At 63.3% G+C, this 20,174-nt stretch carries 32 protein-coding genes; all 32 read left to right on the forward strand.

What is annotated here, in order from left to right; translation table 11 throughout:
* Nucleotides 1-226: hypothetical protein (locus tag K678_RS19155; protein WP_021133057.1), on the forward strand; the 226-nt coding region annotated here is incomplete at its 5' end.
* Complete coding sequence (locus tag K678_RS13700) at nucleotides 223-2,268, forward strand: Mu transposase C-terminal domain-containing protein (RefSeq protein ID WP_021133058.1); 2,046 nt, start codon at nucleotides 223-225, stop codon at nucleotides 2,266-2,268. The genes K678_RS19155 and K678_RS13700, both read left to right, overlap by 4 nt.
* Nucleotides 2,269-2,270: 2 nt before the next feature.
* The gene (locus tag K678_RS13705) at nucleotides 2,271-3,026 is read left to right on the forward strand and encodes an AAA family ATPase (protein ID WP_021133059.1); all 756 of its coding nucleotides are present in this window, start codon (nucleotides 2,271-2,273) and stop codon (nucleotides 3,024-3,026) included.
* A gap of 2 nt (nucleotides 3,027-3,028) precedes the next feature.
* Entirely contained in the window at nucleotides 3,029-3,682 is a 654-nt protein-coding gene (locus K678_RS13710) for a hypothetical protein (protein WP_021133060.1), read from the forward strand.
* The gene (locus K678_RS13715) at nucleotides 3,679-4,083 is read left to right on the forward strand and encodes a hypothetical protein (protein ID WP_021133061.1); all 405 of its coding nucleotides are present in this window, start codon (nucleotides 3,679-3,681) and stop codon (nucleotides 4,081-4,083) included. The genes K678_RS13710 and K678_RS13715 overlap by 4 nt, the downstream gene beginning before the upstream one ends.
* Nucleotides 4,073-4,390 (forward strand): hypothetical protein, encoded by a 318-nt coding sequence (locus K678_RS13720; protein WP_021133062.1) that lies wholly within the window; start codon nucleotides 4,073-4,075, stop codon nucleotides 4,388-4,390. The genes K678_RS13715 and K678_RS13720 overlap by 11 nt, the downstream gene beginning before the upstream one ends.
* Nucleotides 4,387-4,737, forward strand: a complete 351-nt coding sequence (locus tag K678_RS13725) for a hypothetical protein (RefSeq protein WP_021133063.1) — start codon at nucleotides 4,387-4,389, stop codon at nucleotides 4,735-4,737. Before K678_RS13720 ends, K678_RS13725 begins: the two co-directional genes overlap by 4 nt.
* Before the next feature lie 111 nt (nucleotides 4,738-4,848).
* On the forward strand, nucleotides 4,849-5,463 hold the full coding sequence (locus tag K678_RS13730) for a DUF3164 family protein (RefSeq protein WP_021133064.1): 615 nt from the start codon (nucleotides 4,849-4,851) through the stop codon (nucleotides 5,461-5,463).
* A 14-nt stretch (nucleotides 5,464-5,477) separates the two neighbouring features.
* Nucleotides 5,478-5,729, forward strand: coding sequence for a hypothetical protein (locus K678_RS13735; RefSeq protein ID WP_021133065.1), 252 nt, complete (start codon nucleotides 5,478-5,480; stop codon nucleotides 5,727-5,729).
* Nucleotides 5,730-5,822: 93 nt separating this feature from the next.
* Nucleotides 5,823-6,464: a regulatory protein GemA gene (locus K678_RS17915; RefSeq protein ID WP_021133066.1), complete on the forward strand. Its 642-nt coding sequence runs from the start codon at nucleotides 5,823-5,825 to the stop codon at nucleotides 6,462-6,464.
* A complete protein-coding gene (locus tag K678_RS13745; protein WP_021133067.1) occupies nucleotides 6,448-6,831 on the forward strand; it encodes a hypothetical protein in 384 nt (127 codons plus the stop codon). The genes K678_RS17915 and K678_RS13745 overlap by 17 nt, the downstream gene beginning before the upstream one ends.
* A gap of 126 nt (nucleotides 6,832-6,957) precedes the next feature.
* Nucleotides 6,958-7,434: a cell wall hydrolase gene (locus K678_RS13750; RefSeq protein ID WP_021133068.1), complete on the forward strand. Its 477-nt coding sequence runs from the start codon at nucleotides 6,958-6,960 to the stop codon at nucleotides 7,432-7,434.
* 15 nt (nucleotides 7,435-7,449) lie between these two features.
* A complete protein-coding gene (locus K678_RS19160) occupies nucleotides 7,450-8,019 on the forward strand; it encodes a hypothetical protein (protein ID WP_021133069.1) in 570 nt (189 codons plus the stop codon).
* Complete coding sequence (locus K678_RS13760; protein ID WP_021133070.1) at nucleotides 8,016-8,213, forward strand: hypothetical protein; 198 nt, start codon at nucleotides 8,016-8,018, stop codon at nucleotides 8,211-8,213. The genes K678_RS19160 and K678_RS13760 overlap by 4 nt, the downstream gene beginning before the upstream one ends.
* A gap of 1 nt (nucleotide 8,214) precedes the next feature.
* Entirely contained in the window at nucleotides 8,215-8,436 is a 222-nt protein-coding gene (locus tag K678_RS13765; protein WP_021133071.1) for a TraR/DksA C4-type zinc finger protein, read from the forward strand.
* Nucleotides 8,433-8,843: a hypothetical protein gene (locus tag K678_RS13770; protein ID WP_021133072.1), complete on the forward strand. Its 411-nt coding sequence runs from the start codon at nucleotides 8,433-8,435 to the stop codon at nucleotides 8,841-8,843. Before K678_RS13765 ends, K678_RS13770 begins: the two co-directional genes overlap by 4 nt.
* Nucleotides 8,840-9,136, forward strand: a complete 297-nt coding sequence (locus K678_RS13775) for a VpaChn25_0724 family phage protein (protein WP_021133073.1) — start codon at nucleotides 8,840-8,842, stop codon at nucleotides 9,134-9,136. Before K678_RS13770 ends, K678_RS13775 begins: the two co-directional genes overlap by 4 nt.
* Nucleotides 9,137-9,139: 3 nt before the next feature.
* Entirely contained in the window at nucleotides 9,140-9,700 is a 561-nt protein-coding gene (locus K678_RS17920) for a phage protein Gp27 family protein (RefSeq protein WP_021133074.1), read from the forward strand.
* Nucleotides 9,697-11,286, forward strand: coding sequence for a Mu-like prophage FluMu protein GP28 (locus K678_RS13785; RefSeq protein ID WP_021133075.1), 1,590 nt, complete (start codon nucleotides 9,697-9,699; stop codon nucleotides 11,284-11,286). The genes K678_RS17920 and K678_RS13785 overlap by 4 nt, the downstream gene beginning before the upstream one ends.
* Nucleotides 11,286-12,761 carry a DUF935 domain-containing protein gene (locus K678_RS13790; RefSeq protein ID WP_021133076.1) on the forward strand — a complete coding sequence of 492 codons (1,476 nt, stop codon included), beginning with the start codon at nucleotides 11,286-11,288 and terminating at the stop codon, nucleotides 12,759-12,761. The genes K678_RS13785 and K678_RS13790 overlap by 1 nt, the downstream gene beginning before the upstream one ends.
* Entirely contained in the window at nucleotides 12,751-13,968 is a 1,218-nt protein-coding gene (locus K678_RS13795) for a PBECR2 nuclease fold domain-containing protein (protein ID WP_021133077.1), read from the forward strand. Before K678_RS13790 ends, K678_RS13795 begins: the two co-directional genes overlap by 11 nt.
* Before the next feature lie 62 nt (nucleotides 13,969-14,030).
* Entirely contained in the window at nucleotides 14,031-14,738 is a 708-nt protein-coding gene (locus K678_RS18315; RefSeq protein WP_196802587.1) for a RelA/SpoT domain-containing protein, read from the forward strand.
* 68 nt (nucleotides 14,739-14,806) lie between these two features.
* Nucleotides 14,807-15,076, forward strand: a complete 270-nt coding sequence (locus tag K678_RS18770) for a hypothetical protein (RefSeq protein WP_155804560.1) — start codon at nucleotides 14,807-14,809, stop codon at nucleotides 15,074-15,076.
* 346 nt (nucleotides 15,077-15,422) lie between these two features.
* Nucleotides 15,423-16,532 (forward strand): hypothetical protein, encoded by a 1,110-nt coding sequence (locus tag K678_RS13800; RefSeq protein ID WP_021133078.1) that lies wholly within the window; start codon nucleotides 15,423-15,425, stop codon nucleotides 16,530-16,532.
* Entirely contained in the window at nucleotides 16,529-16,903 is a 375-nt protein-coding gene (locus tag K678_RS13805) for a capsid cement protein (protein ID WP_021133079.1), read from the forward strand. Before K678_RS13800 ends, K678_RS13805 begins: the two co-directional genes overlap by 4 nt.
* A gap of 15 nt (nucleotides 16,904-16,918) precedes the next feature.
* Nucleotides 16,919-17,863 (forward strand): phage capsid protein, encoded by a 945-nt coding sequence (locus tag K678_RS13810; protein ID WP_021133080.1) that lies wholly within the window; start codon nucleotides 16,919-16,921, stop codon nucleotides 17,861-17,863.
* A gap of 11 nt (nucleotides 17,864-17,874) precedes the next feature.
* Complete coding sequence (locus tag K678_RS13815; RefSeq protein WP_021133081.1) at nucleotides 17,875-18,069, forward strand: hypothetical protein; 195 nt, start codon at nucleotides 17,875-17,877, stop codon at nucleotides 18,067-18,069.
* A 59-nt stretch (nucleotides 18,070-18,128) separates the two neighbouring features.
* On the forward strand, nucleotides 18,129-18,548 hold the full coding sequence (locus K678_RS13820; RefSeq protein WP_021133082.1) for a gp436 family protein: 420 nt from the start codon (nucleotides 18,129-18,131) through the stop codon (nucleotides 18,546-18,548).
* Nucleotides 18,548-18,985 carry a phage virion morphogenesis protein gene (locus K678_RS13825; protein ID WP_021133083.1) on the forward strand — a complete coding sequence of 146 codons (438 nt, stop codon included), beginning with the start codon at nucleotides 18,548-18,550 and terminating at the stop codon, nucleotides 18,983-18,985. The genes K678_RS13820 and K678_RS13825 overlap by 1 nt, the downstream gene beginning before the upstream one ends.
* Nucleotides 18,982-19,614: a phage protein Gp37 gene (locus tag K678_RS13830; protein ID WP_021133084.1), complete on the forward strand. Its 633-nt coding sequence runs from the start codon at nucleotides 18,982-18,984 to the stop codon at nucleotides 19,612-19,614. The genes K678_RS13825 and K678_RS13830 overlap by 4 nt, the downstream gene beginning before the upstream one ends.
* A gap of 4 nt (nucleotides 19,615-19,618) precedes the next feature.
* Nucleotides 19,619-19,900, forward strand: coding sequence for a DUF2635 domain-containing protein (locus K678_RS13835; RefSeq protein WP_021133085.1), 282 nt, complete (start codon nucleotides 19,619-19,621; stop codon nucleotides 19,898-19,900).
* 6 nt (nucleotides 19,901-19,906) lie between these two features.
* The coding region (locus K678_RS13840; RefSeq protein WP_021133086.1) for a bacteriophage Mu tail sheath at nucleotides 19,907-20,174 on the forward strand (268 nt) is incomplete at its 3' end.

The following is a 20,174-nucleotide window of genomic DNA, read 5'->3' on the forward strand; positions in this document are numbered from 1 at the left end:
GCGCGCCCTTGGCCAGGCCACGGGCGACTGGCGCGCCCTTCACGTTCTGGTGGAAGCGTGCGGCTTCAAGGCCCTGACACCCGAGGAAGCCGTGTGTGCCGAATTCGGCGCCCTGCACGCCGTGCGCCGCCGCATCGACCAGCGCGCCCGCGAGCTGACCGGCGACATGGAAGACTTGGTGGGCGGCCTGCTGGGCAAGATGAAGCGCAACGGGGGGGCGCTATGACCAGCATGTACACCCCGACTGAACTGGATGAATTGAAGCTTCCGGGATTGCCCGGCAAACGCGCCATCCAGATCAGAGCCAAGAAGGAAGGATGGCAGGGCGTCAAGAAGGGCAATGCCGTCGCCTACCCCGTCTCCGTCCTCCCCGCCGAGGCCCAGGAAGCGTTGCGCAAGCGCGCAATCAAGGCCCATTCCAAGGAACTGGTGGCCAAGGCCGCCGCCACTGCCGTGGCGCAGATCGACCCGACCGGGCTGAAGGCATACCAGCGCGACACCATGCAGGCGCGTGCCGCCATCCTGGCCCATATCGACGCCCTGGTGGCTATGGCCAACGAAGGCACTCTTCCGGCCGAATTGGCCGCCCTGGTTCCGGTGGCCAATGCCCGTGCGGGCACCGGCCGCACCCTGACCCGCCCTACCCTTTACAATTGGCTTAAAGCGCGCGAGTTGGCGGGTGGAAAGGTCGTGGCGTTGGCCCCGGCCACGCCAACCGAACCCCCTATCCCCGCCTGGGCTGGCCCGTTGATGGACCTGTACGCACGGCCCACCAAGCCGTCACTGGCCTGGGCGGTAGAGGAATTGGGCAAGACGCTGCGCGCCGATCTGGCGCCCAGCTACGACCAAGCCCGCCGTTTCTTGCTGAAACTGGACACGATCACCCGCAACCAGGGCCGGATGGGACCGCGCGCGCTGAAGTCGTATCGGGCCTACGTCGCCCGCGACACCTCCGAACTGTGGCCCACCGCCGTCTATGTGGCCGATGGCCATTGCTTCGATGCCGAGGTGGCGCACCCGCGCCACGGACGCCCGTTCCGTCCCGAAATCACCACGGTGGTGGACGTGTATACCCGCCGGATTGTTGGCTGGGCCATCGGCCTGTCGGAAAACAAGTGGGACGTGAGCGCAGCAGCCGTACGCGCCTTCACCACCTGCGGTGTGTGCGACATCTGGTATGCCGACAACGGCCCCGGTTTCAACAATCGCCTATGGGACGATGAACTGACTGGCTTGGTGGCGCGATTGTCCATCACCAAGAAAAACTCGCTCCCCTACAATTCCCAGGCCCGTGGCGTCATCGAACGCCTGCACCAAACCGTGTGGGTCACGGCCGCCAAGCGGCTGGCCACCTACATGGGCGCGGCCATGGACGGCGAGGCCCGCCAACGCGCCTTCAAGCGCACCCGCAAAGACATCACCACGGCCGGTTCCTCGCGCCTGCTGATGGACTGGTCCGACTTCACCGAGTTCTGCGAGCTGCTGGTGGCTGCCTATAACGACCACCCCCACACCGGATTGCCCAAGACCCGCGATCCGGTGACAGGCCGCAAGCGTCCCATGACCCCCAATGAAATGTGGGCGGATGCCGTTGCCAAGGGGTGGGAAGCCGACGTGGTGTCCGACGCCGAGGCGGATGACCTGTTCCGCCCCTACGAACGGCGCCAGACGCGCCGTGCCCTGGTGGAACTGTTCGGCAACAGCTACTTCGCCCCGGCGCTGGAGGGCTTCCACGGCGAGGATGTGCTGGTGGGCTACGATGTGGCCGACGCCAGCCGGGTGTGGGTGCGCGCCCTGGACGGCCGGTTCATCACCATCGCCAGGTTCGAAGGGCACAAGACCAGCTTCTTCCCGGTGTCGGCTGCCGAACAGGCCCGCGAACAGCGGGCCATTGGCCGCCTGAAGCGCAACGATGCGCACCGTGCCGAGATCATGGCGGAACTCAATCCGGATGCCCTGCTGGCCCATCAGCCGACGGCCCACTTCTCGCCCGAAGCCCTGGCCGAAGCCACCGTGCTGATGGACGCGATGGCCAACCCCGCCCCGGAACCCCAACCGCAGGTCACGGCGGACGGCCGCCCGTTGTTCGGCACCGACCTGGAATGGGTTCAGTGGCTGCTTGCTCACCCGGAAAAGGTGACGACCCAAGACGTTGAAGGGCTCCGCACCTCAATGCGGAGCCCAACATTCGCTCTTGAAATGAACATGAACGGGGTGGCGGCAACCACCCTGAACAACCTGATCACAACCAAAGTAGAGGTACTATAATCATGCGGGCTCAATTTGTCCCCACCCAAAACGCCAAGGAATTCCTGGCTAAATTGAAGGCCTTGGACCAACGCGGGGCCAACGAAGCATGCCTTTTGGTAACGGAAGGCGACCCTGGCCTGGGCAAGACCACCACCACTCAATGGTGGGCGGTGCAGTCGGGTGCCCCGTTCGTCCGCGCCAAGGAAGAGTGGACCCCCACTTGGTTCCTGCGCGACCTGCTGGCCGAGCTGCGCGTGACCCCGGAACACAGCTTTGAACGGATGTTCCGCCAAGCCGTCCAAGGACTGGCCAAATACGCCACCGATGCCCAGCGCGACGGCCGCCCGGCGGGTGTAGTCATCGACGAAGCCGACCACATCAGCCGCAACAAACGGATGATGGAAACCGTCCGCGACCTTTCGGACATGCTGGAAATCCCTTTCATCCTGGTGGGCATGGGCAAGGTGCGGGCTAATTTGACCCGCTATCCCATGATCGCGCGGCGCGTCGGCCAGTACGCCGAATTCAAGCCCATGCCGCTGTCCGACGCCGAGGCCATGGTGAAGACCTTGTGCGAGGTCGAGGTGAAACCCTGCCTGGTGGAATTCATGCACCGGGCGGCGGGCGGCAAGTCCAGCGAGATCAAGGAAGGCATCGCCGCCATCGAGCGGTTTGGCAAACGCAACGCCGGAACCGCCATCGGCGTGGCCGAAATGGCGGGCCAGATGCTGTTCAACGATCGTTCGACCGGTCTTCCCATCCTGGTGAGGGGCTGACCATGGCTGAAGCCGTCAAAGGCCTAGCTACGGTGCTGGGCGTGCTGGATCGGGCCACCTGCCTGACCATCGACCAAGTGGCAGAGGCCGCCGAAATAACCAACAAGGATGTGGCCCGCATGATCGGCAAACTGATCGGGCGCGGCCTCGCCGACCGCAAGGAACGCGGATGTTACCAACTCACGGCCGAGGGCGCCGCGTTCCGCGCCTCTGGCAAGGAGTTCCGGCCCGGCGTCTACAAGCGGACCGCCCGCCATTGGCGGCCGCGCCCCAATTCCCTGCGCGACCGGCTGTGGAAGGCTATGCGCATCAAGGGAAAGGCGACCATCCCCGAACTGCTGGAACTGGCGGCCAGCAGCGACAAGGAACGCACCAAGGTCGCCCAGGATGGTGCTTGGCGCTACATCGCCGCCCTGACCAAGGTTGGCATTCTGCGCGAGTTGCCGACCCGTGCGCCAGGAACAGCGTTGACCAGCAACGGCTTTGGCCGTTGGCAATTGGTCAATGACCTCGGCCCGGTGGCACCCCAGCTCCGCAAGAAAGCCACCGAGGTTTACGACCCCAACGGCGACGTGGCGTATCCGCTCCCCGTCTCCACCATCCGAGGCGAACAGGGCACCGTCATCGCCGCTGATGAAATGGCGGGTGCCCAATGACGCGCGGCCCCAAGAAAGGTACCGCCAAAAGCGCGGGCCAGCATGTTGCCAACGCCAGAGCGGCGTGGGGTGACGACATGCCGGTATGGGTGATGGCCCTGGCACGGGCCTGCGATGCGGGAAGCCTGTCGCAGATCGGCGCCAGCGTCGGCTATTCCGGCCCCGCGCTGTCACAGACCATCAACCGCAAATACCAGGGCGACATTGCAGCCGTGGAAAAAGCGGTGCGCGGGGTTTTGCTGGCCGAACGTCAAGGATGCCCGGTGCTGGGCCTGATCCCCGCCAACGATTGCCTGTCCCACCAGCGCAAGGCGTTCAACACCGCCAGCCCCCAGGCCGTGCGTTTGGCCCGCGCCTGCGCGACCTGCACCCACCGTCAAGGAGGACATCATGACCGATAATACCGGATCGGTCGGGGAACGGTTGGCGGCCATCCATCTGGCGCTGGGCAAGTGCTGTATCGCCTGGAAAAACCTGTTCTACACGCAGCGCCCGGTCACCTTGACATCTGACCAAGCGTTGGAAATGGCAGATTTTTTTGCCCGTACCGCGTTTGAAATCCGGGATGCCGCCGCGCTTCTCGGGTTCTTGTTGGAATTCCGCAAGGCAGATTTCGACCTGCCGCCCAGTCCCACCTTTTCCGAATCGCAACCCGCCGAGCAGGCAAAGCCCCGTCTGTCGGTCATCGAAGGGGGGAAGTCCCAATGAAGGTTGTCGTCACCCGCTACCGCATCGGCGACCAGGTGGCCGTCGAAGGCAAGGGCGGCCAGATCGGCGAGGTGGTGGCGCTCCGCGATGTGAGCGCCACCCGCCAGGTACTGACCGTCAAAACCTCCGAAGGTACCTTCGTGCCAGTCTCGGTGGACTTGACCGAGGGCGGCACCATCGTGGTGCCTCCGGCCAGCTTGCCCGAGGCGGTGAATCTGGCCCAGGTCATCGCCACCGGGAATCAATCCCACATGGCCGTGGCCGCCCAACTCGCCATTCTGGCGAATGCCGTCCTCACCATGGCGGCGGGAGTGGTCCAGCCGACGGGAGGCACCAATGCCTCTTAGCCGTCGCACCCGTTCCACTCTTCGTCGCGCCCGCCGCACGGCGCTGCATTGGCTCGGCCTGCCGCTCCGCATTGCCGCCGCCTGCCTCTTCCTCTGACCTGCGAGATGACCATGAACGAGATCAGCACCACCCCCGTTTGGACGGACCCCCAAGGCCGTACCGTTCCCGACCAACTGGTGAAGCCGCTGGACAAGCTGCGCCACTCGCTGGTGTACAACGCCGTGGCCGAGGCAAAAGAACTTCAACGCGCCATGCGCGACTTCAAGGCCAAGTGGCTGTCCGAGGCCCAAGCGTTCGTCGGCTTGGCTGCCGCCGAGTATCAGACCACCATCGGCGGGGTGAAGGGAAACCTGACCCTTCGCACCTATGACGGGCTGAGGGAAATGACCGTTCAGGTGGCCGACCGCCTGACTTTTGACGAGCGCCTGAAGGTGGCCGAGGCCCTGGTGGGCGAGTGCTTGGCCGAGTGGTCGGCCGACGCCCGGCCCGAGCTGAAGGCCATCGTTGAAAGGGCCTTTAAAACCGACAAGGAAGGCAACGTGTCCACGGGTGCCGTGCTGGAACTGCGCCGCCTGGACATCGCTGACGAACGGTGGAAGCGCGCCATGGACGCCATTTCGGACGCCCTCCAGCGCACCGGCACTGCCACCTATCTGCGCTTCTACGAACGCGCCGATATGGGTGCCCCTTCGGTGGCCATCTCCCTCGACCTCGCCAAGCTGTAGGGAGGGCCGTGGCTATGATCATCGTCACCGATCAGGAGCGCCAGGTCACCATCGCCCTCACCATTGCTGTGGTGAAGGTGGCCGAGGAAATGGCCACAGAAGACGGGTTGGGGGTGGCCCTTAATGGGGTGCTGTCGGCCTACGCCAACCTCATTACCCGCAATGGACTTCAGGGGGACGGCGCCAGAGCACTGCGCCAACTGGCCAATCTTCTGGAGCAAGAAGGCTCCGCTCTTCTCACCACCACGGCCTTAGGACGCGCATAGGCGAAACGCCCGGCGCCGCCCGTGCGGTGTCGGTGCGTCGGCGAGGGGCTGGCCGCCCCGCCCTGATGATGCCAGGCCAACATTGAGGAACCCATGGCCATCACCCCCGAACGCAAGAAGCTCTATGGTGCCCTGCACGCCGCAGCCAAGACGGCCGACCTGGATGATGAGGCGTACCGTGCCATGCTGGTGGCCCGTACCGGCAAAACCAGCGCCAAGGAACTGACGGATTCCCAAATCCGCACCGTTCTGGACCACTTGAACGGCACCAAGCCCCAGGACACCCGCCGCCGTGACGACAGCCCCACGTCACGCAAAATCCGCGCCCTGTGGCTGTCGCTGTACCATCTTGGTGCTGTGCGCAATCCGTCCGAGACGGCTTTGGCCAACTTTGCCAAGCCCATCGTCAAGGTGGATGATTTGCGGTGGTTGTCAGCACGGGATGCCTTCCGCGTCATTGAGGCACTGAAGGACATGGGCGCCCGCCATGGTGTCCGCTGGGCCGACCACAAGACGCCTCAGGAAGCGATCATTGCCGCTCAGATCGCCAAGCTTCGGCAAATGATGGCGATCAATCCCGAAAGATTTAAATCGATAAATTCGGAGTTACACGAACTATTTTCCATTGCAGACAAGGGCAATAATTCACCCAGAAAATTGAACGACCTGGTAGAGAAAATTGGACAACGTATTCGCCAGATCGCGGAGGGGAAAAACAATGCCCCCACCGTTTGAAGATGAAATCCGCACGTGGCCGCGCGGCTTGGCCGATATCGCCAAGCTGATTGGGGCCAAGGAAGCCATGGCGTTGGGGGACGCCGTGGGTGGCGTCCCCATCTATATCCCCAAGAATCCCGACGCGCTGCACTCACTGACCCAGCATATCAGCCTGGACGCCTTGAAGGCGCTGGCTAAGGCATATGGCGGCCAGACCATCGTCATCCCGCGCGGCGTGCACAAGAATTTAAAAAAGGTCGCCATCCTGGATTCGAGCGGAAGCCGCAGAACGGTAGCGCTGCAACTGAAATGCTCGGAACGCTACGTGCGCAAGGTCATCAACGAAGTGCGACCGCCAGACCTGTTTACCGTCAGTAAGGACTGACGAAATTAGAATTAAAGCTAATTTTAGAAAAACAAACTTCACTTCCCCCGGAAATGTTCCGATCATTCGGATGTTACAGCTCCAAATGTAGTGTCAATCCCCGAACAGTTCCGGGGGCGACACTACATGACGACCATTCCCAAAAATACCGCAGCACCGTCATCGCTTGACCTGGTCATGGTCCTGGCGCGCACCCTGTGGGGTGAAGCGCGCGGCGAAGACCGCCGTGGCCGCGAGATGGTGGCCAACGTGGTGATGAACCGGGTGAACCTGGACCTGGGCCGCGACGGCAAGCCCGATTGGTGGGGCGAGGGTGTGGTGGCGGTATGCCTGATGCCCTGGCAATTCTCCTGCTGGCTTCCCAACGACGCCAACCGCAAGAAGCTGATGGCCGTGACCGAAGCGGACCCTGTGTTCCGCGAATGCGTGGAGATCGCGCGCCAGGCCACCGCCGGAAACCTGCCCGACCGCACCGGAGGTGCCACCCACTACCTGAACATTCCGCTGGTTCTGAAGACCGGCGGAAAACTGCCTCGCTGGGCGACCGATGCCAGCAAGCGCGCGGCCGCCCACGGCGGACACACCTTTTTCCGCGTTATCTGAAAGGCCCCAAATCCCATGGACCCGAAAGCCTGGTATCTGTCGCGGGCGGTTTGGGGTGGCGTCGTCGCCATCCTCGCCAGCCTGCTTTCCGCCTTCGGCATCGACTTGGACGAAGCCGCCCAGGCCGATGCCGTCAATATTGGTCTGGCCCTAACCGGTGCCGTTGGCGGTGCCCTGGCCATTTATGGCCGCCTCAAAGCCAAGGCCCCCATCGGGAAGCCCACTGTTCCCTCCAACACCGCCATCACCTTGCTGATGGCCGCCATGCTGGGCGCCCTGATGATGGCTGGCCCCATCGCTTGCGCCAGTCGGGTGGCGGAAACGCCAGCCCAGACCGTCTACGGCATCCAGGCCGACCTGACGATGGCCCAACGCACCGCGCTGGCCGTCATCAAGTCCGATCAGGCCAGCCCGACCACCAAGGACGCCTTGCAACGCCTGGATGCCACCGCCGTGGAGGCGGTGAAGGCCGCCCAGGACGCCGTCCGCACGGGCAACGACCCGACCATTCCCGCCGCCATCGCCACCGCCCGCAACGCAGTGGACGCCCTGCTTCATTACTTGGCCGAGGAGAACGCACGATGACCGCCCAACAGATCGCCCTGATCAAGCTGGGCCTGGACATTGCCGAGGCCGCTGGCCAGGGCGTTGCTCAGGCCATGGAGGCCAAGACCCTGGTGGAACGCATGGTGACCGAGGACCGCGACCCGTCGCCCGAGGAATGGGAGGCGCTGAACGCCACCACCGACACCCTGCACCAGGCCATCCAGGGGGCCTGACGTGGACGCCTACGACGACGCCCAGGCCCTTGAACAGAGGCAACGCGACCAAGCGGTGACCACGGCTGCCGCCTTGGCCCGCGCCCGGCAACAGGGCATCGGGTCCGACATCTGCGTGGTGTGCGAGGAACCGATCCCCGAAGGCCGACGCCGTGCGGCCCCTCACGCGAACACCTGCCTGGCCTGCCAGGCCGAGTTGGAAGCCACGACGAGGTGGCCATGACCCTGAGCGATTTCAAGGAAGCCCTTGCTACCGCCGGAATGGTGCTGGCGGGAACATTCACGGTGCTGTCGCCGTGGGTTATCGCTTGGCTGTCCAAGACCTTTGCCAGCAAGACCAAGGTGGACGAACTGGCGGGCCAAGTCGCGGCGATGGAACAGCGCTTGGCCAGGGGTGAAACGCGCTTCGTGGAACTGGAAGGTGCCATCAAGGCCGCTACCCACGCCGCTCGCGAAGCCAAGGAAGCAGCCGAGGAAACCGCCGAGGCCGCCAAGAAGGTGCACGGGGCGGAAGTCACCATCGCGCGCCTGGAAGAGAAGATCAGCGGACTGGCCGAGAACCTGGAAAACATCGAGCACTTCACCCGCCTGATGGTGGAAGGCCACATGCGAATTGGGGGCAAGTCGTGAGCAAGGTTAACGAAGTGATCGAGGCTGACCGCCGTCTGGTTATCCTGCGACTGCTGGTCGAATACCGGGGCGCGCTGAATTCCAGCGCCTTGGAAAGCGCGCTTCGCGCCTATCACAGCTATATCGACCGCGCCATGGTCCGCGACGACCTGCGGTGGCTGGAACTGCGTGACTTGGTGGCGCTGGAAGACCTGGGCCGCGACGTGAGCGAAGTGCGGGTGACGCCGAAGGGCGAGCGCGCCGCCTCGGGCCGCGAATGGGTGGAAGGTGTCGCCCGCCCGAGTGGAGCCTGATCCATGGCCAAGCGTCCGTCCAAAATCGACCGCCTGCCCCAAGAGGTCCAAACCCTGATCGGCAAGTTGCGCCGCAATGGCCGCACCATCGACGAGATCATGGGCAAGCTGGCCGAACTGGACCTGGACGCCCTGGGCATCGCCGAAGCGGATATGCCGTCCCGCGCCGCCATCGGCCGTCACATCCAGGGCCTGGACGCCATGGCCGAGGAAATGCGCCGCCAGAAGACCATCGCCGAGGCGATGGTGGAGCGCGGCTTGGTCGTGGATCAGGGCCAGACCGCCAAGCTGAACGTGGCACTGGCACACGGCCTACTGACCCGCCTCATGTTCACCGAACAGGGCGCCCTGGCCACCCTGGACGCCGAGGAAGCCATGTTCGTGGCCCGCTCCATCCAGTCGCTGGCCAGCGCCGCCAAGGCCGATACCGACCGGGAATTGAAAGTCAGAGCCGAGGTGGCCAAGGAGGCTGCTGCCGCCGCTGCCAAGGTGGCAAAGGACCAGGGCCTGACCAGGGACACGGTGGACCTCATTACCCGCGAAATCCTGGGCGTCGGAAAATGACCGGCGGCGCCCTATCCAAGGCACTGCCCAGCGCCGATACCCCGGAAATCCTGCTGGGATACCAAAAGCGGCTGCTGGCGACGGTGGCCGCCAATGCTGTGACCGTGTGCGAGAAGTCGCGCCGTATCGGTGTCACCTGGGGCATCGGCGCCCAGGCCGTCTTGATGGCTGGCGCCGAGCGCGCGGCCGGTGGCATGGACGTGCTGTATATCGGCTACAACCTGGACATGGCGCGCGAGTTCATCGCCGTGTGCGGCCAGTGGGCCAAGGCGTTCGGCAAGGCCGCCAGCGAGGTGGGCGAATTCCTCTTCCGCGACGGCGACGACGACATTCAGGCGTTCCGCGTCAATTTCGGTTCCGGTTTCGAGATCGTGGCGCTGGCCAGTCGGCCCCGCTCGCTTCGCGGTCGCCAGGGCTTCGTCATCATTGACGAAGCGGCCTTCCACGATGACCTGGGCGAGTTGCTGAAGTCTGCCCTGGCGCTGCTGATTTGGGGCGGCAAGGTGCTGGTGATTTCCACCCATGACGGCGCGGCCAACCCTTTCAACGAGTTAGTGGAGGAATGCCGCAAGGGCCGCAAGCCCTACGCCCTGTTGCGCATTACCTTCAACGATGCCTTGGACGATGGACTGTACGAGCGTGTGTGCCTGAAGAAAGGCGAGACCCCGACGCCCCAGGGCAAGGTCGCATGGGAAGCGGAAATCCGCGCCTTCTATGGTGACGACGCCGACGAAGAACTGGACGTGAACCCGAAGCAGGGAACGGGCGTCTACCTGCCCACTTGGCTGATCGAAAGCCGCATGGCCGACGGCATCCCGGTGGTGCGTTGGAGCCAACCCGATGCCTTCGCTCAGTTCGCCGAACACCTCCGCATCGCCGAGACCAAGGACTTCTGCGAGGGGATGCTGAAGCCATTACTGGAGCGCATGAACCCAGACCTTCAGTCCTTCTTCGGCTGGGACTTCGCACGCAAGGGCGACCTGTCGGTGAAGTGGCCGGTGCAGCTCATGCCCAACCTTGTACGCCGCCCGCCCTTCATCCTGGAGCTGCGCAACATCCCCTTTGAGCAACAGAAGCAGGTCGGCTTCTACGTGGTGCGGCGCCTGCCGCGCTTCATGGCTGGCGCCTTAGACGCCACGGGCAACGGCGCCTATCTGGCCGAGGTCATGGCCCAGGAATTCGGCTTTGACCGCATCGCCCAGATTCACCTTTCCGAGGCGTGGTATCGGGACGCCATGCCCAAGTTTAAAGCCGCCTTTGAAGACGGCACCACCGTGTTGCCCAAGGATGCCGACACCCTGTCCGACCACAAATCCATTCGCTTGGTGCGCGGCGTGCCGGTGATCCCGCGCGAAGGCAAGGCGGGCGGCAAGGGCGAAGACAAGAAACAAAGCGCCATGCGCCACGGCGACAGCGCCGTGGCGCATGTGCTGGCGGATTTCGCCACCCGCATGGACACCCCTGACATGGACGCCTGCGAGGCCAGCGGCGATCACCGCGAGGCGGCCGAGTTGGGCCACGCATCCGGTGATGGCTGGTCCGGTTGGGGTGATGGCGGCAACGACAGTTGGGAAGGGTTCCAGTGATGGCCAAGAAGATCGACGCCCCCACCCTTGAAGAGGTGGCTTCGGCCGCTGGTGACGACATCACGGGGGGTTTCGTCGGCGAACTGCGCTTGCCGCGCGACGAAGTGTTGCGCACCCGTGGCGGCGGCGACCTGGTGATTTACGAGAAGGTGAAAGCCGATGACCAGGTGAAGGCGTGCTGGCAACAGCGCCAGGACGCCGCCACCGCGCGCGAATGGTTCGTTGACCCCGGCGGCCCCTCTGCCCTGGATCAGGCCGCGGCCGATTTCATCCGTGAACAGCTTCTGGCCATCAAGTTCGACCGCGTGTGTAAGAAGATGCACAACGGCGTCTTCTTCGGCTTTTCCGTGGGCGAATGCCTGTATCGGCCGGAAGGCGGCAAGATCCTGCTGGACACCATCAAGGTGCGCCGCCAACGCCGTTTCCGCTTCGACCGCGACGGCCGCTTGCGCCTGATCCGGCCGGACAATCCCACGGGCGAGATAATGCCCGACAATAAGTTTTGGGTCTTCTCGGCCGGGGCCGATGATGACGATGATCCCTATGGTCTAGGCTTGGCCCACTGGCTCTATTGGCCGGTGTGGCTGAAGCGCAACGGCCTGCGGTTCTGGTCCATCTACATGGAGAAGTACGCCATGCCCACCCCGGTGGGCATGGCGCCACGCGGTTCGGACAAGGCGGCGCGCGCCAAGCTGTTGGGCGCGCTGAAATCGATCAACACCGACCAAGCCGTGGTCTTCCCGGAAGGGGTGGACGTCAAGCTGATGGAAGCGGCCAGATCATCGGGGGGCGACTACGCCACCTTTTACGGTCTGATGAACGAGGCCATCAGTAAAATCATCCTGTCGCAGACCATGACCACCGACAACGGGTCCAGCAAGGCCCAGGGCCAGATTCACGAGAACCGGCTGAAGGAGGTGGTAAAATCGGACAACGACCTGTTGTTTGAAAGCCTGAACGAAGGCCCGGTGGCTTGGCTGACCGCGTGGAACTTTCCCGGAGCCGCCCGCCCCCGCGTGTGGCGGGACCATACCGACACCCCCGACGAAAAGGCCCAGGCCGAGCGGGACGAAAAGCTCTACCTCATGGGGTTCGAACCGACCCCGGAATACATCCAGGACACCTATGGGCCAGGATGGGTCAAGCGGTCCACGGCCATGGTGCCCGCGCAGATCGGCGCCGCCACCGCCGTGCAGCCCCCCGCCGACGCCCCCAGCTTCGCCGAGCCTGGCGCCGCCCGGGACCCGGCCGACGACATCACCGACCAACTGGACGCCCTGGCTGGCCCGGCCATGGATGCCCTGATTGATGAGTTGGGCCGCATGCTGGCCGACGCCACCGACCTGGCCACCGTTGAGAAGCGGTTACTGGAGATCGGCGCCACCCTGCCAGTGGACGATTTGGCCAAGACCATCGGGGAAGGGCTGGCGGTGGCCAACCTGACCGGCCGCAAGGAAGTGGCCAATGACGGTTGAGCCAAAAGCCGTCGATTTCGGCGAGGCCATCGCCTACTTCCGCCAGAAGCTGAACATGCCCACCAAGGCATGGACGGACCTGTGGCAGGCCCAGCACGCGCGGGCCTTCGTGGTCGCGGGCGCCATGAAGGAAGATTTGGTGGCCGACCTGCGCAACGCCGTGGCCAAAGCCATTGAACAGGGCACCACCCTGGCCGAGTTCAGGAAAGACTTCGACCAGATCGTGGACAGGCATGGGTGGAGCTATAAGGGCCAGCGCGGATGGCGCACGGGCGTCATCTACAACACCAACCTGCGCATGGCCTACGCCGCCGGGAAATGGCAGCAGGCCGAACAGCTTAAAATGCGCCGCCCCTATCTGCGGTACGTGGCTATCCTGGATCGCCGCACCCGGCAGGACCACAAGGATTGGCACGGCACCGTCCTGCCTATCGATGACCCGTGGTGGAAGACCCACTATCCACCCAACGGCTGGGGGTGCCGCTGCACTGTCCAGCAACTTGGCCCGCGCGACCTGGATCGCTACGGCTATCAGGTCAACGATCAAGCCCCGCCCGTCGCGTGGGAAAACCGCACCGTCCGCACGCCCCAGGGCGACGTGACGGTGAAGGCGCCCCAGGGAATCGATACCGGCTTTGCCTATAACGTCGGTCGCGCCGCCTGGGGCCAAAGCGCCGAGTTGATGGCGCTCGAACGCCACGGCCCATGGGAGGCGTTACAGGCTCCCGGCGCCGCGCCCCCGACCGATTTGATACAAGCGGTCAAACCGGTGGCCAAATTGGGCAAACGGGCCGCCGATGAAGCTGGGTTGCGCGATGCCCTGCGCCAGGCCATCGGCGGCGACCAAGCCGTGTTCACCGATCCAACCGGCGGGCGCGTCAACATCACCCAGGCCATCGTGGACCACATGCTGGAGAAGCCCAGCCGGATGGACGGCCGCGAAGCCTTCTTCCCGTTTATCCGCGAGGTGGTGGAAGACCCGACCGAGATTTGGGTGGGCTTCGCCCAATCTAACCAGTCGGGCCGCGTGGCCATGCGGCGGCGCTACGTGAAGCTGCTGGAGCTGGGCAAGGACACCACCGTGGGCATCGTCGCCGACGCCGACGGCGGCCAGTGGTCGGGCGTAACGTTTTTCCGAGGCGATGCCCGCAGCATCAAGACGCTACGCCAAGGCGTGCGGATTTACGACGCTCCGAAATCAGCATAACTGATGCAGTTTGCGAAATTGATTGCCTGCGGTATCCTTCCCACTTTCGAATGGAGGGTTATATGGTTCATTGGATCGAGCCAGAATATTCAAAGACCCGTGTGCGTCAGGCAGGGAAGAATATTCGTGACGGAAAAGAGGACCTGTCAGACCTAATTGTTATCGAAAATTGGCGAGCCTGCCATGCCTACGTCCTGAATACATTTCAAGCTAATCTTCGCAATCGAACCCGTGGCACAAAAATCGTTGTTGCCCAGCGGCTCAAGCGTAGGAACACTATTTTCGATAAACTGCGCCGAGAGCCTCACATGCAACTCCCCACGATGCATGACATCGCTGGTTGCAGACTCATTTTTGAAAATGAAAAAGAGTTATTTGATTTCAGAAGAAAGATGCATAAAGCAAGCTTCAAGCACAAATGCAAAAGCAAGGACGATGACAGATACAACTACATATTGAATCCAAAAGAAAGCGGCTACAGAGGTATACATGATGTTTACGAATATGATGTAAATAGCTCAAAAGGAATAACATGGAATGGCCTTCTTCTTGAAATTCAATATAGAACAAAATATCAGCATGCATGGGCGACTGCTGTTGAAGTTGCGGATTTAATTACTACGAACCGGATAAAATTTAGCGATGCAGACCAATATCACAAAAATTTTTTTAAATATGCCAGTGAAATAATAGCACGGGCATATGAGGGACGAACGGCATGCTTACCTAACCTAAAAACGAAGAGCTTGTTCACGAATTTGACCAAATAAACCGAAGAGTTGGACTAATTCTTACATTCGAAAACTTAAAACAAACAAAAAGTCATGTTGCTTTCAAGATGAATACACTGCTTATATTCCGAGATGGGGACCTTGAAACAGAAACATTTGAAAGCGTTAACAAGGCAATTGCACGATACGATCAACTTGAAAAGAATTTTGAAGAAACATCAGCAGATATTGTTCTCGTTAGAGCCGACACCCCAGAAGACATCCGAGATGCATTCAGAAATTATTTCTCGGATGCTAATGATTTTGTAAAGTACATCAATGACGGAGGCGGAAAATTACTCCAGCAGCCTCAGAGTATTTTATTAGATGAAATCTAGCTTCAAGGCATATGGTCGCCCGCACACGCCATGCCGCCCGGCACCGGCCATTGGGGTGCGGCCCTTGAAAGGGCCGATGCCTGCCCGACAATGATAGGACTTCTCGCCCCTGATTTGAAGTGTATCATCCGGTTCCGTAAAAACCGCCCATAAGCCCCGAAAGGGGTAAGGGCGACATCGACATGGCGGGCACCCCGCCAGCGCCCGCCACAGGGCCTTAAAAACCGCTTTAACGGCGATGTCTCCCCGCAATGGAGACGTACCCCCGGAACTGTTCCGGAAGTTTCACCTCTTCCCCCATCCGGCACACTCCACCCCACGTCATTTTGACCGTGGGGATGAAGCTTTGCCCAAGATCGAAATTTTCCGGGTCGGCACGCACACCGCCATGCAGGGGGTGACGCTGGAGTTCAGCGAGGACAAGCTGGCCGCCGCCTGCGCCGCCTATGACCCGACGCTACACGAGGCGCCACTGGTGGTCGGCCACCCCACCGCCACCGCTCCGGCTTTCGGATGGGTCAAGGGCATGGGCATGGACGGCACCAGCGTGGTGGCCGACTGCGACCAAGTGAACCCCGATTTCGCCGAACTGGTCAAAACCGGCGCCTTCAAGAAGGTGTCGGCGAGTTGGTACGGCCCGACCAACCCGGCCAACCCCAAGCCCGGCACCTATTATCTGCGCCATGTCGGCTTCCTCGGTGCCCAGCCGCCCGCCATCAAGGGCCTTCGGGCCGTGGACTTCGCCGAGGATGACGGCGAGGTGGTGACGGTCGAGTTCGGCGAGGCCACCGACCGCCGCCTGGTCACCCTGTTCCGCACCCTGCGCGACTTCCTCTTGGCCGAGTTCGGCCAGGAGAAGGCTGACCAGGCGCTTCCCGGCTGGACCGTGGACTGGCTGTCCGAAGACGTGGCGCGCGAGGCTGCCCAGGCCGAGATCGCCGCCACTCCCGCCTTTTCCGAACCGCAACAGACCAAGGAGCCCCCCGTGGGACCGAACACCCAACCGACCCCGGCCGAGCTGGAGGCGAAAGCCGCCAAACTGGCCCAGGACCAAGCCGATTTCGCCGAGCGCCAGACCAAGTTCCGCCGCGACCAGAACGGGGCGTGGCTGGACGGCCTTGTGGCCGAAGGCCGCCCGCTGCCCATGCCCAAGGATGACCTGCTGTCGTTCATGGAGGCGATCAGCGCCGACGGCATGGTGGTGGACTTCGCCGAAGGCGATGGCAAGACCGCCAAGAAAGCGGCGGTGGACGTGTTCAAGACTCTGTTGAAGGGCATGCCGGTCACCGTCGATTTCAGCGAACGCGCTCCTGGCACCCCCGGCGACGAAGCCACCACCGACCCCACTGACCTGGCCCGGCGTGCCCTGGATTTCCAGGAAACCCAGGCCAAGGTCGGCATCGTCATCAGCACCACCGACGCGGTGGCGCACGTTCAGAAGGAAGCCGCGAAGTGACCATGCGCACCATCAGCAAGAGCCGCCGGGCCGGTGGCCCTATCCCGCCTTATCGCATCGTCAAGCCTGGCGCGGTCGAGGGGCAGGTGGTGCTTGCCGCCGCTCCCACTGACGCATTGAAGGGGACGACCGGACAGTTGGGCGTCAGTTCGGGCGAACGGGTGGACGTGGATTTGGGCGGCATCCCCGAGGTGGAACTGGGCGGCACTGTTGCCAACGGCGACCCGCTGACCTCGGACGCCAGCGGAAAGGCCGTGAAGGCCCAGCCGGTGGCGGGCGCCAACGTTCGCATCATCGGCTTCGCCGACGCCGCAGGCACCAACGGCACCGTCATCAACTACATCTTCGCGCCCGGCGTGATGCAGGGCTAAGGGAGTTAGAACCACATGGCCACTTCGCCCTTCGTCCCGTCTCCCACCTTGACGGCCATCGCCATCGCTTACCGTAACCCGGCTTACGCGCTGATCGGCGAGAAGGTGATGCCGCGCGCCACCCCGGTGCTGGGAACCAAGGAATTCCGCTACAGGGTCTATAACCTGGCCGATGGCTACACCGTCCCCGACACCGCCGTGGGCCGCACCGGCCGCCCGGCCGAGGTGTCCACCCAGGCGGTGGAAATGCCCGGCATGTGCGAAGACCACGGCCTGGATTACCCCCTGCCCCAGGATGACATCACCCAGGCCAAGGGCAGCAATACCGATCCGCGCGGCTTCGCCACCGAGTTCACGGCAAATCTGGTCAATCTTGGACGTGAAATCCGCGTGGCGGCCAAGACCTTCTCGGCAAACAGCTATGGCGCGGCCAGCGTTCAGACCCTGGGCGGCACCGATCAGTTCAACGACGCCGCCAGCGACCCGGTGGCCATCATCACCGAAATGCTGGACACCCCGCTGTTGCGTCCCAACCGGCTGGTGTTTGGCAAGGCTGTGTGGGGCGTTTTGCGCCGCCACCCCAAGCTCTTGAAGGCCATTTTCCCGAGCGGCAACGGCGAAGGCATGGCCACCCGTCAGCAGGTCGCCGATCTGTTCGAAGTCGGTGAAGTGCTGGTGGGCGAGAGTTTCGTGAACGCCAACCGCAAGGGCCAAGCCGCCAACTTCCAGCGCGTGTGGGGCAACCACATCGCTGGTCATTTCATCGACCCCACCGCCAACAACCAAGCGGGTGTCACCTGGGGCCTGACCATGCAGTACGGCCAGAAGGTGGCCGGAACGTCGGTGGACGGCAGCATTGGCGCGCGGGGCGGCGAGCGTGTCCGCGTGGTGGACACCGTGGCCGAACTGGTGGTGGCGCCGGATGCTGGCTTCCTGATCCAAAACGCCATCAGCGGCTAAAGGAGGATGGCATGGCTTACCGCGTGAAGCGTGGGACGATCCGACTGAATGGCAAAAAATACGGGGAAGACGTGCCCTTGCCCTTGGGGGAGGACGATCAGGACTTGATCGACACCCTGGAGAGCCTGGAAGCCATTGAGGCCGTTCCCGACGAAGAGGTGAAGGCCAAGCCTGACCCCAAGCCGTCCAAGGCCCCGGCGAAGTAACTCCCCCCTGACCCAAGCCCCCGGATGATTCGCCATCCGGGGCAAGGATTGCCCCGGCGATGACCTACGCGACCCAAGACGACATGGTGGCCCGCTTCGGCGAGACCGAGCTGGTGCAGCTAACCGATGACACCGATACCGGCAAGATCGGGCCACGCCTGGCCGTCGCCTTGGCCGATGCACACCAGATCATCGACGGGTATGTGGCGGGCATCTATGCCGTGCCGCTTACCCCGGTGCCCGACCTGGTGAAACGTTGGGTGTGCGACATTACCCGCTATTACCTTCACCGCGATGCCGTGCCCGATCTGGTGGAGAAGAATTTCAAGGCCGCCATGTCGGGTGTTAGCCAAGTGGCGCGAGGCGATATGACCCTGGCTTGTGCGGGTGTCGAGGCCGAGGAAGACCCAGCCGCCGATGACCTGGCCACCTATGACGACGCGCCCAGCATCATGGCCAATGGGCCGTGGGGGCTGTGATGACCGGGGGCGTTTCCTTCACCGTCAAGGCAGAAGGCGCTTCCGCCGTCGGCCGCGCGCTGGTGGGGCTTCAACTCCGCATGCGCGACCTGCGGCCGGTGCTTACCGAGATCGGTGCCGCCCTTCTGACTTCTGTTCAGCGCCGGTTTGAGGACGAACAGGGGCCGAGTGGTGCGCCGTGGGCACCCATCCAGCGCGCGGGTGCCATCCTGCGCGATAGCGGGCGGCTGTTCCAATCGCTGACCTACGCGGTGGCGGCCACCTTCGTGGAGATCGGCACGAACGTCATTTACGGCCGCATCCATCAGGAAGGCGGTTGGGCCGGCCGGGGCCATTCGGTCTTCCTTGAAGCCCGCCCTTACCTTGGCCTGGACGAGCCAGACCGTCGCGAAATGCTGGACATCACCAACGATTACATCCGCGAGGTCTTGCCGTGATCGCCGAGATTGAGAACGCCATGCTATCCCGCCTGACCAGCGCCAAAGTCCTGCGGCTGCTGGGCTACACCGTGAAGACCGTGGACAGCCTTGGCGGCGAGTTCGATGACGAAGCCGCCCTGAAGAAAGCCGTCAACCTGGTGCCCGGCATCTGGGTGACGTTCATGGGCGAGGAGAAGGCCGCCGATCAGGGGTATGGCTCTCACAAGATGAAGGCCACCTTTCGCGTGGTGGTGGCCGCCATCAACAAACGGAATCAAGCTGCCACCCGTCACGGTTCAGGCACCGACGTGGGCACCTACCAGATGGCCCAAGATGCCCGCACGCTGCTGGCCGGGCAAACGTTCGGCATGGACATCGGCTATCTGGAACCCGTCCGCATCCGCACCTTTCCTGCCGTCGAGAAGGCCATGCCTGGCCTGTCCGTCATGGCGGTGGAGTTCACCACCACCTACACCGCCACCGACGCTCCGGACCAACCGGGCGCACGGATCGGCGCCGATGTGCCGCGCGACAAGGGGCTGCCCGAGGCGATGGCCATCGGCGCAGGCATCACCGACTTCCGCACCACCCACGCCGATTGGGTGCCGCCTTTCAACCTGTCCGACACCGTGAGCCTGGAGACCTGACCAGATGGCCGAGTTGCATCTGAAACCCGCCCGAGAGGGCGACATCATCCGCGACCCCATCAGCGGCCGCGTCATGCCACCCGAGGGGGAAACCAAGCCGCGCAATCCCCATTGGCTGCGCCGCCTGGGCCGGGGCGAGGTGATCGAAACCACCGCCGATGCCATCGCCCAGGGCAAGACAGAGCGCGAGGCCAAAGAAGCAGCGGTCACCTCCGACGCTGAAGCCGACATCAGGCCGGTGGCCGATATGCCCCCCGAAGCCAAGCCCCGCAAGGGCAAGGAGTAAGCCCCCATGCCGATCAGTTTCGCGCAAATCAGCCTGTCCTCGCGCCTGCCCGGCTTTGAGGTCGAGTTTGACAACAGCCACGCCGTGAAGGGCCTGGCGCTGGACGCCACCCGCGTGGTGATGTTCGCCCAGAAGCTGCCGGGCGGCACCGCGCCCACCAATGTTCCCACCCGCCTGCTGGCCGCCGACCACGGCGTGAAGCTGGGCGGCCGGGGGTCCATGTTGGCGGCGATGGCCCGCGCCTTCCGCAAGGCCAGCGACATGCTGGACGTGT

The sequence above is a fragment of the Magnetospirillum fulvum MGU-K5 genome, assembly GCF_000442515.1.
GTDB lineage: Bacteria > Pseudomonadota > Alphaproteobacteria > Rhodospirillales > Magnetospirillaceae > Phaeospirillum > Phaeospirillum fulvum_B.